This window comes from Planctomonas psychrotolerans, assembly GCF_008642235.1.
GTDB lineage: Bacteria > Actinomycetota > Actinomycetes > Actinomycetales > Microbacteriaceae > Planctomonas > Planctomonas psychrotolerans.
Genome location: NZ_SJEV01000001.1, coordinates 1,607,075 through 1,621,495 on the forward strand (window position 1 = coordinate 1,607,075; position 14,421 = coordinate 1,621,495).

General features: G+C 67.8%; 15 protein-coding genes. 8 read left to right on the top strand and 7 right to left on the bottom strand.

What is annotated here, in order from left to right; all coding sequences use genetic code 11:
* The first annotated feature begins 3 nt into the window (after positions 1-3).
* Positions 4-807: a CDP-alcohol phosphatidyltransferase family protein gene (locus EY822_RS07225; RefSeq protein WP_150307658.1), complete on the top strand. Its 804-nt coding sequence runs from the start codon at positions 4-6 to the stop codon at positions 805-807.
* On the top strand, positions 804-1,469 hold the full coding sequence (locus EY822_RS07230) for an acyltransferase (protein ID WP_150307659.1): 666 nt from the start codon (positions 804-806) through the stop codon (positions 1,467-1,469). The genes EY822_RS07225 and EY822_RS07230 overlap by 4 nt, the downstream gene beginning before the upstream one ends.
* Before the next feature lie 57 nt (positions 1,470-1,526).
* Here the strand turns inward: EY822_RS07230 and EY822_RS07235 are convergent, their stop codons facing one another.
* From EY822_RS07235 to EY822_RS07265, 7 genes are all read right to left on the bottom strand, one after another.
* Positions 1,527-2,876 carry a hypothetical protein gene (locus tag EY822_RS07235; RefSeq protein WP_150307660.1) on the bottom strand — a complete coding sequence of 450 codons (1,350 nt, stop codon included), beginning with the start codon at positions 2,874-2,876 and terminating at the stop codon, positions 1,527-1,529.
* On the bottom strand, positions 2,873-3,526 hold the full coding sequence (locus EY822_RS07240; protein WP_227497104.1) for a YveK family protein: 654 nt from the start codon (positions 3,524-3,526) through the stop codon (positions 2,873-2,875). The genes EY822_RS07235 and EY822_RS07240 overlap by 4 nt, the downstream gene beginning before the upstream one ends.
* An 82-nt stretch (positions 3,527-3,608) precedes the next feature.
* Positions 3,609-4,745, bottom strand: a complete 1,137-nt coding sequence (locus EY822_RS07245) for a glycosyltransferase (RefSeq protein ID WP_227497105.1) — start codon at positions 4,743-4,745, stop codon at positions 3,609-3,611.
* A gap of 50 nt (positions 4,746-4,795) precedes the next feature.
* The gene (locus tag EY822_RS07250; protein WP_227497106.1) at positions 4,796-6,256 is read right to left on the bottom strand and encodes a lipopolysaccharide biosynthesis protein; all 1,461 of its coding nucleotides are present in this window, start codon (positions 6,254-6,256) and stop codon (positions 4,796-4,798) included.
* Positions 6,257-6,466: 210 nt separating this feature from the next.
* Positions 6,467-7,873 (bottom strand): DUF1972 domain-containing protein, encoded by a 1,407-nt coding sequence (locus EY822_RS07255; protein ID WP_227497107.1) that lies wholly within the window; start codon positions 7,871-7,873, stop codon positions 6,467-6,469.
* The gene (locus EY822_RS07260) at positions 7,873-9,417 is read right to left on the bottom strand and encodes a sugar transferase (RefSeq protein WP_150307664.1); all 1,545 of its coding nucleotides are present in this window, start codon (positions 9,415-9,417) and stop codon (positions 7,873-7,875) included. The genes EY822_RS07255 and EY822_RS07260 overlap by 1 nt, the downstream gene beginning before the upstream one ends.
* 392 nt (positions 9,418-9,809) lie before the next feature.
* Positions 9,810-10,634, bottom strand: coding sequence for a TspO/MBR family protein (locus EY822_RS07265; RefSeq protein WP_150307665.1), 825 nt, complete (start codon positions 10,632-10,634; stop codon positions 9,810-9,812).
* A gap of 75 nt (positions 10,635-10,709) precedes the next feature.
* Between EY822_RS07265 and EY822_RS07270 the strand changes: the two genes are divergently transcribed.
* From EY822_RS07270 to EY822_RS07295, 6 genes are all read left to right on the top strand, one after another.
* Positions 10,710-11,207: a MarR family winged helix-turn-helix transcriptional regulator gene (locus EY822_RS07270; RefSeq protein ID WP_150307666.1), complete on the top strand. Its 498-nt coding sequence runs from the start codon at positions 10,710-10,712 to the stop codon at positions 11,205-11,207.
* 28 nt (positions 11,208-11,235) lie between these two features.
* On the top strand, positions 11,236-11,475 hold the full coding sequence (locus EY822_RS07275; protein ID WP_150307667.1) for a hypothetical protein: 240 nt from the start codon (positions 11,236-11,238) through the stop codon (positions 11,473-11,475).
* Positions 11,476-11,661: 186 nt separating this feature from the next.
* Positions 11,662-12,411: a hypothetical protein gene (locus EY822_RS07280; protein WP_150307668.1), complete on the top strand. Its 750-nt coding sequence runs from the start codon at positions 11,662-11,664 to the stop codon at positions 12,409-12,411.
* Between the two features lie 29 nt (positions 12,412-12,440).
* Positions 12,441-12,869, top strand: a complete 429-nt coding sequence (locus EY822_RS07285; protein ID WP_150308813.1) for a phage holin family protein — start codon at positions 12,441-12,443, stop codon at positions 12,867-12,869.
* A complete protein-coding gene (locus tag EY822_RS07290) occupies positions 12,866-13,510 on the top strand; it encodes a DUF3618 domain-containing protein (protein WP_150307669.1) in 645 nt (214 codons plus the stop codon). Before EY822_RS07285 ends, EY822_RS07290 begins: the two co-directional genes overlap by 4 nt.
* 130 nt (positions 13,511-13,640) lie before the next feature.
* Positions 13,641-14,417 (top strand): glycosyltransferase family 2 protein, encoded by a 777-nt coding sequence (locus EY822_RS07295; RefSeq protein ID WP_227497108.1) that lies wholly within the window; start codon positions 13,641-13,643, stop codon positions 14,415-14,417.
* Positions 14,418-14,421: the final 4 nt, after the last annotated feature.

A 14,421-nucleotide genomic window follows, 5' to 3' on the forward strand; every position in this document is an offset into this window, starting at 1 on the left:
CGCATGACGGACGAAACAGGGGGTGAGCGGGTGACCAGGACCACGCGACCCGTCGTCGAGAACACGGCGACGCCGCGCACCTACTCTGCAGCCGTGCGTTCGCTCGCGTCCTCGCAGAAATCGTCGAAGGGCGCTCCCGCTTACTCGCGGTACGTCAACCGCCCGCTCGGCCGTCGCTTCGCCGCACTGGCCTACGTGCTGCGACTCACGCCGAACATGGTCACGTCGGTGAGCGCGCTCGTCACCTTCGCCGGCATCGCCATGATCGCCCTGCTTCCGCCTACGCCGCTCTTCGCCGTGCTGACGAGCGTGCTGCTCATTCTCGGCTACGCGCTCGACTCGGCAGACGGACAACTCGCCCGGCTGCGCGGTGGGGGGAGCATGGTCGGTGAGTGGCTCGACCACATCGTCGACGCGATCAAGTCGAGCGCGCTGCACGCCGCGGTGCTGATCGGCTGGTTCCGATTCCTCGACCTCGACCCCGTCTGGTTGCTCGTACCGCTGGGGTACACGATCGTCTCCGCCGTCTTCTTCTTCGGGATGATCCTCACCGACCAGCTGCGCCGACTCAACCGCGGGTCGTCGGCCATGATCCTGAAGCACGACGGGCGCACCTCCCTCGCCTACTCCCTCGCTGTCATCCCCGCCGACTACGGACTGCTGTGCCTCGTCTTCCTGTTCGCCTGGATCAGCCCCTTCTTCGTGGGCCTCTACACGGCGCTCTTCGTCGCCAACGCGCTCATCCTCGCGGCCTCCCTCGTGCGCTGGTTCCGGGCGGTCTCCCGCCTCGGCCAGGGTGCCGCATGAGCCGTTTCTCCGGCCTCGAGTCGCCTCGGGCCGGTATTGCCGCCGACGTCGGCTTCGTGCGCCGCGTCGTTCCCATGTTCCTTCGCGGGCTCCTTCGCAAGCCGCTGCTGGGAAAGAGCGCTGGGCCGTTGTTCGTGGGACGGAATGCGCGTCTCTCGAACCTCGGCCGTATCCGCCACGATGGCAGGCTCGTGATCGAGGACGGTGCCGAAGTGCAGGGCTTGGCCAGGCGGGGCCTCCGATTCGGCAGCGATGTGTCTATCGGACCCGGTTCGATGATCCGCCCGTCGAGCTACTACGGCGGAGAGGTCGGCGAGGGACTCCTCATGGGCGACCGCTCGAGCACGGGCGCGAACTGCTTCATCGGCTGCTCCGGACGCATCGAGATCGGAAATGACGTGATGCTCGGCCCGGGGGTGCGCATCTTCTCCGAGAATCACGCGTTCGAGGACACCGCGGCGTCGATCAAGAGCCAGGGAGTCGTCCGGGGCACGGTGGTGATCGGCGATGACTGCTGGATCGCCAGCGGCGCCACCATCACCGCCAATGTCACCATCGGCCGCGGCGTCGTGGTGGCGGCAGGAAGTGTGGTGACGAGCGACGTGCCCGACAACGCTGTGGTCGCCGGCATCCCCGCGAAGATCCTGCGTTACCGCGCCTGACCGCGAACGAAGCCGACCGCCGGCGAAGCGGATCGCGCGATCTGACGGAAGTCGCGATCAGACGGGCGGCGTCTCGCTGACGTGCCGAGCGCGCCGTTGCGGAACCGGGAGGAGGGCGAGGCCCACCCCGAGGATCAGCGGAAGCGACGATGTGTAGATGGTGTTGAAGCCGAGATTCCACAGCGTGATGACCGAGAGGAATAGAACGAGACCGGTCGCACTCGCGTTGGACAGCGACACCGAGAGGTAACGGATCAGGATTACGGCGATGTAAATGGCGAGGGCGAGGCCGAGTACCCCGCAGATGGCCCACAGGTCACCGGTCACCGAGTGCAGTTCGATCTTGCTTCCGAACATGAAGTTCTCGACGTATCCGTTGTCGGGGTCGTACGCCAGCTCCGTCATTCCGATCTTCGCCTGCAGGATGTCGTTGGCGTTGGCCAGAGTTCCCGCGCCGTAACCCCACAGTTTCGTCGTCATCAGGGCCACGGTCGCGGCGAACTCGGGACGCCCACCGAGGAGCACGGAACCGGCGCGGTCGAACTGCTCCTGCGATCGGGCCTGGGATTCCGGGCCGAGCACACCGGCCAGAAGCAGCATGGTGCCTGCTTGGTACACGATGACCGCGACCAGCACGAAAAGACCGAAGGTGGCCTTGGCGGTCAGGCGCTTCGAGTGGGCCGACGCGACGATGGCGCCGAGGATGAGGGTAGCGGCGAGGAGGAGGTCAGCGAAGAAGGCGCGGGAGTCCTGAAGCGCGGACGCGATCGCCAGCGCGAGGAGCACGATGATCTGCAGCACCCGACGGTGGGCCCGTGCGACGATCGACAGGGCGACGATCGCGATCGGCACACCCACGAAGAACTTCCACGGGTTCTCCGACGACAGGGCCGAGTTGGTGAGGGCCGTCACGAGCATGCCGAGACCGAACGACAGCCCGATGACGCGCACGGAGAGGAAGGCGCGTGCCCACAGTACGACGCCGACGCCGCACACCGTGCCCAGCACGAGAAAGGTGTTGGTGAACGTGTTGCGCGCGGAGATCTCATGGTCGACGGAGGAGAACTCGGTCAGCACCAATCCGGCGACGGTCGCGGCGATGCCCAGGGCGATGAACCCGCGGGCCCCGCTGTACTGCTTCAGCACGGGCACCCAGACGGGAATGAGGGCGAATGACAGCAGGTAACCGAAGCTCAGGCCTTCGACCAGCTCTTCGCGAGCTCCGAGAAGGTAGAGCGTGATGACCGCGACTGCGGGCGCGAGCCACTCACGGGTAGTGTAATCCAGCCACTTCCCGGGACCCACCGGCTCCGCGACGTGCGAGCGCGTGCGGGTGCGTTCCGCCGCCTGGCTTCGGTCGGCCGGGTCGGCGTCGTCGATGCCCGTCAGTGCGTCGAGCTGAGTCATGGCGTGCGGACGACGCGCTGCTCGTGCCGCAGTCGTGCTGCGCGGCTGCGGTCGAGTGCGTCACGGCTGAGCGCGTAAGCGACGCCGGCGATGAGACCGAGGAAGACTCCGACGGCGACGTAGTTGCGCGTGACCGGAGCGATGGGGAAGCGCGGCTCGGGGCCGGCGGCGAGGAGGCGAACCTCCACCCGTGCCGCTCCCTCTTCGGCGCTGGTCGGCGAGAAACGCTCGATCGCCGTTTTGAGCGTGCTGGTCAGCTCGTCGGCGATCTGCACCGACTGTTCGGCCGTGCCGGCCGTGACGGAGACGTTGACCACCATGGTGTTGAGCGGGTTCTCCGCGGTGACGCGGTCGGCCAGGTCCGTCGGGGTCGTGTCGAGGCCGAGCTCGCGGATCACCGGGTTCAGCACCTCCGGAGTGGTCACGAGCTGGGTGTACGTGGGCATCAGGTTGCGGGTGTAGGTCGAGCCTTGAGCGAGCTCTCCAGCGTCGCCGCCGCCGGTCAGGGCGACCAGTACGCTGCTCGATCCCCGATACGTGTCGGGGGTGAGCTGGGCGATCCCCCAACCGGCGATGCCGCCGATGACGGCCAGAAGGCCGACGGCGATCCACCGCGTGAGAACGACACGGACGTAGTCATAGAGCTTCAAGGTTTTGCCTTTCGATGGCCGCAGTCGGGTACTTGCGGCTGCGTTAACTTTACTTTGCGGTCGTCTGAACGACCTCCCCCGGTTAGGGGGACGCGGGGCGGTCGTCCGGTGCGACGACCGCGGCGATCATCGCCCGGCGATACGTGGTGAGGCTGTGCCTGGTGCTGGCGATCCCGCTGTCGGCCACGGCGGCATCACGCCGTGCCGTCCACTCATCGTGTATCCGCTGAAGGGCGTCGGCGATCGCTTCGGCATCGTCCGCCGGCACGAAAACGGCGGAGGCGTACCCCGCGGCGGCCTCGCGCAGGCCCGACGTGTCGCTCACGACCACCGGTCGTGCCGCGAGGACGGCTTCGACCGCGGTGTTGCCGAACGGCTCGTCGAGCCGTGACGGGACGACGACGACATCGGCCGCGCGAAGGGCGTCCCACACGCTCGGCTGGAATCCGGCGAAGGTGATGGCGTGCTCGAGCCCGGAATCGCGGACGAGGTCGCGGAGGTCGGTCTCGTACCACTCGTAGCCCGGGAAGACCGCTCCGACGAGGGACACGTGAACGTCGATGCCCCGCTCGCGGAGCATTCCCGCGGCCGGAATGAGAAGGTCGACGCCCTTGCGGGGCGAAAGACGACCGACGTACAGCACCCGGAGAGGACCATCGATGTCGACGCGGGCGGGCGGGGCGGAGTCCGGCCCGGGAACGCCGTTGTAGATGGTGCGCGTGCGTCGGGTGAGGGCGGGCACCGAGCCGGTGACGACGGCGCGGCTGTACTCGCTGTTGGTGATCACGGTGTGCGCGAGCACGAGCGGAAGCGCCAATACCAAACGCACCAGGCGCGGGGCGGACCCTTCCGCCTCGTGCACGTGACAGACGGTGCGCACGCCGCCCAGTCGGGCGGCGAGCAGCCAGAGCGGTATGGTCACGGTGCTCACGTAGACGACGTCCGGGCGGTGTCGACGGAGGAACAGCAGACTCCGCACGAGATCGCGCGCTCCGCGCACGATCAGGCCGAGGAATGCCACGGGACGCAGCATGCTCTTGCGGAGCACCGGAGTGGACGAGTACGCGACAGTGGCACCGCGTGCGAGGATCTCGGGAACGAGCGGTCCGGGTGCGGGCAGGGTGACGATGACGCGGGCGCCGCCGTCGACGAAGCCGCGCACACTCTCGAGCATCACCCGGTCCGAGCCGTACAGGTCTGCGCTCGGGTGAGCAACCACGACGGTCGGCTTCCCTCCGCGTCGGGAATTCGTGCGCTTGCGCGGTCCGTTCATCGCTTGCCCTTTCGTCGGGAGACCATGCGCCGAGCGAAGGTCTGAATGATCGCGAGATCCCGGCGCACGAATGGCACCAGGAGCGCCGCGAGCAGCGCGTATGCGGCGGCGAAGCCGAGCCCGATCAGCAGTTGGAGCAGTGGCGCGACATCGATCAGCGTCGCCGCCCAGGAGGCTACACCGCAGGGCACGCTCACCACACCGACGATGCGCAGCGCGTTCGCGAACAGGGGAGCGGTCGGGATGCCGCTGACGACACCGACCCGCCACAGGGAGACGGCCCAATGCAGCGAGTACGCGAGGGTCTGGCCCACGGCGACACCGACCGGTCCCCACGGCACGCCCGCGAGCATGATGACCACCATGACGGGCCGCACGGCGAGGAACATGCGCAGCTGCGCCCCGGTCAGCCCGAGCGACAGATACATCCAGTAGGAGATCTGCGCCATGGCGCGGAACACCCCGCCGATCGCCAGGATCGCGAAGATTGGGGCCACTCCGGCCCAGCGGTCGCCGAAGAGCACGGCAACGAGGGGAACGGCAAGACCTGCGCTCACGGCGAATACGCTCGCCGTGACGTACGCTCCCACGAGCTGCGCCTTCAGGAGGTACCGCTGATAGCGCTCCTTCTCGTCCTGGATCTGCGAGAGCACCGGCAGCGCGACTCTCGTCATGGGCGCGTTGATCTGATTGAGCGGGGTCATCAGCAGCTGATACGCACGATCGTAGAGACCGAGCGGACCCGCTCCCCAGACCACGCCGATGGCGATGCTGTCCACGTTCTTGGTGAGGTAGCTGATCGCCTGAGTACCGAGCAGTCCACCGCCGAAGCGCATGAACCGTCGGATGGAGACGTGCCGCTGGGGGAGTCCGGGCTTCCAGCGCGAGAGGACGACGCAGAGCAGGAAGGAGACCATCGTCGTGGTCAACTGCTGCAGGATGATCGCCCAGTACGACATGCCGGCCAGTGCGCCGATCACCCCGGCGAGGATGCCGACGGTGACGCAGACGATGTCCACGGTGGCGAGTGCGGTGAACTGCATGCGCCTCGTCAGATCGGCCTTGAACTGCGTGTTGAGGCCACCGATGAGGAAGGACGCCGACAGGGCGTACACGATCGCGAGCAGCCGGTCGTCGCCGTAAAGCAGCACGATGAGCGGCGCCGCGAGGATGGCGAGCAGCGTGCAGGCGGCGCCGAGTGCCGTGTTGGCCCAGAACAGGTTGGTGCGCTCGTCGTTGCTCAGCGTCTTGGACTGGATGGCCGCGCTCGAGAGGCCGAAGTCGCGGATGACCTCCGCGAAGCTGACCACCGCGGCGGCCATGGCGACCAGTCCGAAGTCCCCGGGCACCAGCAGGCGGGCGAGGATGATCGTCGACCCGAACTGCAGTGCGACCCGGAGCAACTGGCTGAGGAGCGTGACACCCGATCCGCGCGCGGCGGCGTCGGCAAGATTCACCACGACATCCCCCGATCCCCCACCGCGTACACGTTAGCGTTACGCGGCGTTCGGGACCGCACGCAGGCATGCACGCGCGATCGAGAGAAGAGCGGGAGAGGTGCTGTCGGGCGCGGCCGGCCGGTCATGCCCCCGGCCGCGACAGGGCACGGTCGTGTTCCCGGCCCGAACGGGTCGCGGGTGCAACCGGCCGGACCGGGAACGGACTCGTCAACTGGCGGCCTTGGGCGATACCGGGTCGAACTCGTCGGCGTCCGCAGCGTCGACCGCCACGGGGGAGAAAGCGCCGACGGTTCCGTCGCGGGACTCGCCCGCGAATCGGTCGAGCGCCGCGGCGAGGGCGGCGTCGAGCACCGCGGCCGGAGCGGAGTCGAGCGCGCCGTCGAGCGTGGGCGGCGTGGTGTCGAGGCGCGTGGCAGGTTCCCAGGGAACGTCGGAGCGCTTGGCGTCGCTCAGCCCGTGGGTGGAATACCCGTCGAAGAGCCGCCGCGCGAGCGCCTCGTAGCCGTCGGTGACCCGATCCCAGTCGTACGTCGCCTCGGCGCGGTCCTGCAGGCGGAGCCCGCAGCGCAGCGTGTCGGGCACGTCCGCTTCCGCATGCTCCAGCAGCGTGGCGAGGTCGAGGCCGTCGGTGAAGAACTGCCCGTCGTTGCCGAGCACCTCGCGGTTGAACACTACGTCGTAGGCGAGCACGGCGGTGCCCGCTCCCATGGCGCGCAGGAGAGACGGGTTGGTGCCGCCGACGGAGTGGCCGTGCACGTACGTGAGTGCGTTGGCGTACAACTGGTCCAACTGTTCCTGGTCCCAGACACCGCCGAGCATGTGCACGCGCGGGTCCGACTCGGCCGCCGTGCGGATGCCGTCGGTGTATTCCTCGGAGTACGGCGCCGAACCCACCACGACCAACGGATAGATCGACTTGCTCGCGATGTACCCCGAGACGATGACGTCGACGTGGTTCTCCGGCTCGAAACGCGCCACCACGAGGTGGTACTTGCCCGCCTCGAGACCCAGCTCCGCCAGACGCTCGCTGGAGGGGTCGCGCAGGATCGGCGCACCGTAGGTGAGCAGCTCAGTCGGAATGCCGAATTCGTGGTCGTAGTAGTCGGCGATCCCCTTCGCGTCGGAGATCAACGCGTCAGCGGTACGCACGGCGGACTGCTCGGCCCAGCGGTAGTAGCGGCGACCCGTCTTGCCCCATTTGCCGCGCTTCCACTCGAGGCCGTCGACGTGCACGGCGGTGGGGACCTTGCGGGAGCGGATGGCGGGGATGAACGGTGCATTCGCCGCGTTGAAGACGAAGGCCACGTCCTGACGGCGCGAAAGCATCATGTGAACGGCGGACAGTGCGGTGTGGGTGAGTGTTTCGAGCGACTTCAGGTGCAGCGCGGGCAGGTGCACGAGCTTCATGCCGAGGTGCGTCTTCGGACGCTCGCCGGTGGTACGGCAGTAGACCGTCACCTCGTGGCCCCGCGCGGTGAGGCGCTGGCCGATCTCTTCGATCGCGGTCTCGAAACCGCCATAGGCCGCAGGCACCCCGCGGGTGCCGACCATGGCGATGCGGAGCTTGGCGCCCGGGTTCGAGCGGCCCTTCGGGGAATGGGTGCTGTGCGTCATCAGAACGCTCCAATCGGCTTGAGAAGTACTCGGAACGTTCGCCAGATGATCATGAGGTCGCCGGTGAGGCTCCAGTTCTCGACGTAGTACAGATCGAGACGGACGCTCTCCTCCCAGCTGAGGTTGGACCGGCCGTTGACCTGCCACATCCCGGTGAGGCCCGGCTTGATGTAGAGCCGGCGGTGCACGTGGCTCTCATACGCCAGCACCTCGCGCTGGAGGGGCGGACGGGGGCCGACCAGGCTCATGTCACCGACGAGGATGTTCCATAGCTGGGGCAGTTCATCGAGTGAGTACTTGCGGAGGGTCTTGCCTGCGCGGGTGATCCGCGGGTCGTTCTTGATCTTGAAGAGGATGCCCGCGCCCTCGTTGCGGTCGAGCAGGCTGGCGAGGTCGTCCTCCGCCGTCTCCACCATGGACCGGAACTTGAGCATGTGGAACGTGCGCCCATTGCGGCCGACCCGCTCCTGGCGGAACAGCACGGGTCCGGGGCTGTCGACGCGCACGATCACCGCGAGCACGAGGAGCAGTGGGGAGAGGACGAGGAGGGCCCCACCCGATACCGCCATGTCGAACAGGCGCTTCAGCACGTGCTTGCCGCCCTCGTACTGCGGCAGCTCGACGTGCATGAGCGGCAGGCCCTCGACCGGACGGAAGTGGATGCGCGGGCCGGCGATGTTGGTGAGGCGCGAGGCCACCACGAGTTCGGCGTTCGTGCCTTCGAGATCCCAGCCGAGGTTGCGGATGTAGTGGTTACCGGCACTCGGCTGGCCGGCGACGATCACGACGTCCGCGCCGAGCGACGCCGCGGCGCGTGCCACCCGGGAGAGGTCGGACACGACCGGGATGCGCAGCGAGTCGATGGTCACGCATCCGGTGGGGTCGCCGTCGAGCGCGGTGCCGACGACCTGGTAGGCGGCACCGGACTTGCGGTGGATCTGTCCGACGACGTACTCGACGTCCTCGCGCTCACCCACCACGATGGCGCGCGACAGGTAGTGGCCGTACTGGCGCTGCCGGGTGAGCCACTGACGCCAGAGCCACCGGCTGAGTGCGAGCCCGGCGAGACCGAGCGGCAGCGCGACGATGAAGAACCCCCGGGCGATCTGCACGCCGAGGATGAGGAATGCGATGGCGAGGAGACCGAAGGTCCAGGCGCTCGCGTTCACCACCCGCTTGTACTCCGTCACGCCGATGCCGAGCACACGGGCATCACGCGTGCGGTACGCGCCGAGGATGCACAGCCAGGTGACGACGATGACGGCGGAGATCGTTCCGTAGTCGGCGGGGAACGCCCCGAGTGCCGAATACGTGTCGGGCACGCCGAAGCGGAGGAAGAACGAGAGCACGACCGCGGCGAGGATGATCACCGTGTCGGTGATCAGGAGCTTGTTGCGGTACCGGCGGGCCCAGGTGGACCCGGGTGACGGGGCGTTCGGGGCGCTCGGCGCGGCGAGCGTGTCGACGAATCGGGGCTCGGCACGGCGCTTGGAGCGAAGTGGTGGGGTAGCGGTCGCGGTGGGTTTCTCGTGGAGAACACTCACGATGGGTCCGGGTCGTTCGGGTGTCGGGTGGGCTGCCAGCCGGTGGGTAGCCGGTGCTGCGGGGTGGCGTACATCAAGCAAAGCCTGCAATTCGGGAAGGTACAGGTCGTATGAGGGGCATCGCGGGACGGGTGTTGGGGCACCGCGGTCGCGGAGGGTGGAACTGACGTCGCAGTTGGGTGCAACGGCGTCGCTGTAGGGGCGGGGTCTCGGAGTTAGGGAGCTCCACGGTAGCTAACGGGTGAATTCTTCGCCAGAGAAAGGTGAAAAATCTTTAGCTATCGATGAATCGACACTAGCGCCAAGAGTACCCTGATGGACACCCCAATTTGGGGGGAGCAGGAAATAGGTCGGTCTTCGATGAAACGAGGCGGGATCTAATCGGGCGGGATCTAATCGGTCGCGGACGCCGTGCGGCGGGAAGCGCGGAGCCGCAGGGCGACGGTCGCAACGGCGACTCCGATCGCCGCCACGGTCGCCGTGACTGCAGCGGGCTGGGAGAGCAGGGTGCCGTTCGTTCGAGCCACCGCAACCCACGCGAGTCCCCAGCACAGCGCGAGCGCGGGAGCGAACCGCCCGCCGCTCCGCACGGCGAGCAGCACGCCGACGAGCCCGGCGGTCGCCAGCACCAGCACCGCCGCCGCATCGAGCGACAGGCCGGGGAGGCGGACCCTGATATCGGTCAGGTACGCCGTGATGTTGGCGGCCGTCGCTACGCAGACCCAACCGAGGTAGAGGCCCATCGTGCCGTCGACCACGATCGCTTCGACCGCACCGGACGGGCGGGTGCGGAGGATCTCGAGGAAGGTGTACGCGAGGGTGGCGAGCAATGCGACGATGACGATCACGCTCATCAGGAGAAGGCCTGCCTGCACGCTGAGGATCCATGCCGCATTGAGAAGGAGCGTCACGGCGACGGGATAACCGAGGCGGCGCATGCGTGGACTCGCCGTGTGAGCCGGGAGGAATTGCCACACGGCGAAGGCGAGCAGTCCCGCGTAGATGACGGACCAGATGGCGAATGCCGGGCCGGCCGGCGCGATGGGCGTCGAGTCGGCACTGAGTGCGCCGCCCGCGGCCTCGTCGATGGGCGTGCCACCTACGGCACCCGAGCCAATGACGGCTCCGACCACCGCCACGACGGCGCTCGCCGCGACGGTCCACTGGCGCACCCGATCCCTCGAGCCCGCCGCCGAACGGTCGTTGCGTCCTGCCATCTCGTGCTCCCGCCGTGTTCAGTCGGTCGAATAGTAAGCCAGCTTACTATTCGACCGTAGCAGTAGGTTGTTCGCATGACCGCGTCCCCGCCGAGCCCGCACGGGGGCGACGGTGACGCGATGGAGTCGTGGCCCACCGGCCGGCTCCTCTCGACGGCCGCGAGGCTGGTCGAGCATGCCTGGGTCGAGGCACTGGCGCGGCTGGGGATCACGCATGCCGGGCTCATCGTGCTGCACCTGCTCGGGGACGGACCGCTCAGTCAGACGGAGCTGGCGCGGCGTGCCCGCGTGCAGACCCAAACGATGTCGCGCACACTCGAGCGCCTGCAACGCGACGGATACGTGAAGCGCACTGCGGACCCGGGTGATCGCCGCCGCCACCGCGTGACCCGCACGAGTGCGGGCAGGAGGGCGTGGGAGTCGGCGCACACCCTCGAAAGGGATCTTTTCCCGCCCCTCGCGCATCACGACGAGGTTCGCGCAGCGCTGCTCTCGATCATCTCCGCCACTGCGTCGAAGCGATGGTCCTCCTTCCCCGAGGTTGCCGACCCGCCGCGTCACCCCGCGGACTAGGGTCGGAACCAACCCCTAAGGAGACCTCATGACCGACGCAGGCGAACAGAACTCCCCGATCATGGACGGCGCGAACGAGGCCCGCACCGAGGACGGGCTCGACGACAAGGCACGCGGCATCCTCGACCAGACGCTCCAGGACATGACGGGATCGTCGCAGAGCGAGGTGCTCGAGCAGCTGCGCCATCGCTTCGCGGAGGCCGACGTGCCGGTGTCCGACGACGTGCTGCAGCGCGAAGCGGGCAGGATCGCGAGCAGTACCTCCTGAGGACGAACACCGGAGCTCGAGCCGACCGAACGGTCGTCCTCTCCGGTGCATTGTGCTGGGAGAACGTTCCGATACCCCGTATCGGTGAACGCGACAACCCCCTTGTCAGGGCATTCCCATGCGTCTTCCATGGAACGTGGGACACCGGCAGCTAGGCCGGGTCACCGTTAGCCAAAGGAGCGAACTATGGTCAATGACCTGACAGGCGGCACGCAGCCGCAGACGAAGACCTCCACAGCTCAGCAGGAGGCAGCCGGCGTCGCCGGTGACGCAGCCAGCGCCGGACAGCACGTGGCCGGTGTGGCCAAGGGCCAGGCGTCCAAGGTCGTATCGGAAGCCGGATCGCAGGCGAAGAACCTGTTCTCGCAGGTGAAGGGCGAGGTTTCCAGCCAGGCAGGCACGCAGCAGAAGCGAGTCACCGAGGGCCTGCAGTCCGTGTCCAAGGAGCTCTCCTCCATGGCCGAGAAGACCGAGGGCGGCGGCCTCGCCTCCGACCTGGTCTCCCAGGCGGCCAGCCGAGTGGGAAGCGTCGCAGACTGGCTCGACGGTCGTGACGCCGGATCGCTTCTCGACGAGGTCAAGACCTTCGCCCGTCGTCGTCCCGGCGTCTTCATCGCCGTCGCGGCAGGAGCCGGCCTTCTGGCCGGACGCCTGACCAAGGCGATCACGAGTGACTCGCCGTCCGACAACTCCCCGTCGGGTGGTTCGTCCTACCCCAACACGACCTCCTACCCGTCCACGGGTTCCGGCTACGCCGCCGGCCTCGGTTCCACCTCCGGTGCCGCGGGTTACACCGCCGCCGGCGGAACTGTCCCGGCAGCCGTGGGAGAGCCCCTCGATGACGGCATCGTTTACGACGACTCCAGCTACGTGGAGTTCGAGCCGGGCGTCGACCCGGTAACCGGCCTGCGTAACCAGGGTGGAGACCGACTGTGACGGATCACATCTCCGGAACGGCACACCCTGTGTCCGGCTCGACGGGTCCTGAGCCCGGATCGGCCGAGGACCGCGCGGCGAACACGTCGCTGGGTGACCTGCTCGGTGAGGTGACGAAGGACCTCTCCACGCTGATGCGTCAGGAAGTGGAGCTGGCCAAGGCGGAAGCGAAGCAGTCCGCATCCAAGGCGGGCAAGGGCGCCGGGATGTTCGGCGGTGCCGGACTCGCGGGCTACATGGCCCTCCTGTTCCTGTCGCTCGCGCTGTGGGTTGCCATCGGTTACCTGATCGGTCTCGCATGGTCCGGCCTCGTCGTCGCCATCATCTACGGCATCGTCGCCTTCGTGCTGTACAAGCGCGGCAAGAAGGAAATGGAGCAGGTCAAGGGCCTGCCCAAGACCGCCGATTCACTCAAGAAGATTCCAGAGACACTGAAGAAAGACGAGGGACCGCGATGAGCAACGATCCAGACCAGATTCGTGCCGACATCGAGCGCACGCGACGTGAACTCGGCAGCGACGTCGACGCACTGGCCGACAAGGTCAGCCCGTCGAGCATCGCGCACCGCCAGACCGAGAAGGTCAAGTCCAAATTCTCCGACGTAAAGGACAAGGTCATGGGAGCTGCATCCGACGCACAAGACAAGGTCATGGGAGTCGCCTCCGACGCTCAGAGCAAGGTCAAGGGCGCCGCATCCGACGTACACGGCTCGGGTTCGTCCGCTCTGTCGTCCGCGAGTGACGCCGTCACCGGTGCCCCCAAGGCGGTCGCCCGCAAGGCGAGCGGTAACCCGCTCGCCGTGGGACTCATCGCCTTCGGAGCCGGCTGGCTGATCTCCTCGCTCATCCCGGTCACCGACCGTGAGAGCGAGCTGGGGGACTCCGTCAAAGAGGCCGCCAAGCCGCTCGTGCACGAGGTCACCGACGCCGCCAAGGGCGTCGCGGAGAACCTCAAGGAGCCGATGCAGGACGCAGCCCAGTCGGTCAAGGAGACCGCGCAGGACGCTGCCAGCACGGTCAAGGAAGAGGGCGCGTCCGCGGCCAGCGATGTCAAGGACCGCGCACAGGACGCCAAGCAGAACGTTCAGGGTTCCAACTGATCCCACGCGTTTCGCACGGAAGCACAGTGGCCGATCGCCCCTCGGGGTGGTCGGCCACTTCCGCGTGTCCGACCCGGGCCAGTCCCGCCGCTGCAATGTCGGCGCCGTCGGACGGTCGGTTCGGTAACCCGTGCTGACCGTGCCGGTGTCCGTGGTCATCCCGGTCAAGGACGACGCACGGCTGCTCGAGCGGTGTCTCGCCTCGCTCGCCGCGCAGACGGTACGGCCGCTCGAGATCCTGGTGGTCGACAACGGCAGTGCCGATGAGAGTGCGGATGTCGCCCGCCGTTTCGGAGCCACGGTGCTGACCGAGCGCGAGCCGGGGATCGCTGCGGCCAGCGGCACCGGTTACGACGCGGCCCGAGGCCGCATCCTCGCGCGCTGCGACGCCGATTCGATCCTCCCGGTCGACTGGTTGTCGCGCATCGCCGTGCGTTTCGCGGCCGACGAAGACCTGGCGGCGCTCACCGGTCCGGGCCGGTTCTACGGGCTGACGACGGCTCAGCGCCTCCTCGCCGACGTCCTCTATATGCGGGCGTACTTTGTGACGGTGGGCACGGCGCTCGGGCACCCACCGCTCTTCGGCTCCAATCTGGCTCTCCGCGCCGCCGACTGGCAGCGCGTGCGCGGCGAGGTCCACCGCCACGACCTCCTGATGCACGACGACATCGACCTCAGCGTGCACCTCGGACCGGTGCGACGCATCCGGTACGACCGGCGGCTGATCGTGGAGATCTCTGGGCGGCCGATCTCGGATCGCAGCGGCATGGGGCTGCGGATGCGGCGGGGTTTCCACTCCCTCTTCGCGCACTGGCCCGCCGAGTTCCCGCCGTCGCGTTACCTCCAGCGACTTCGCGCGAAGCGCTCTTCGGCCCGGGCCCCGCATTGCACCCGTCCTCCCGCGTAGGGTC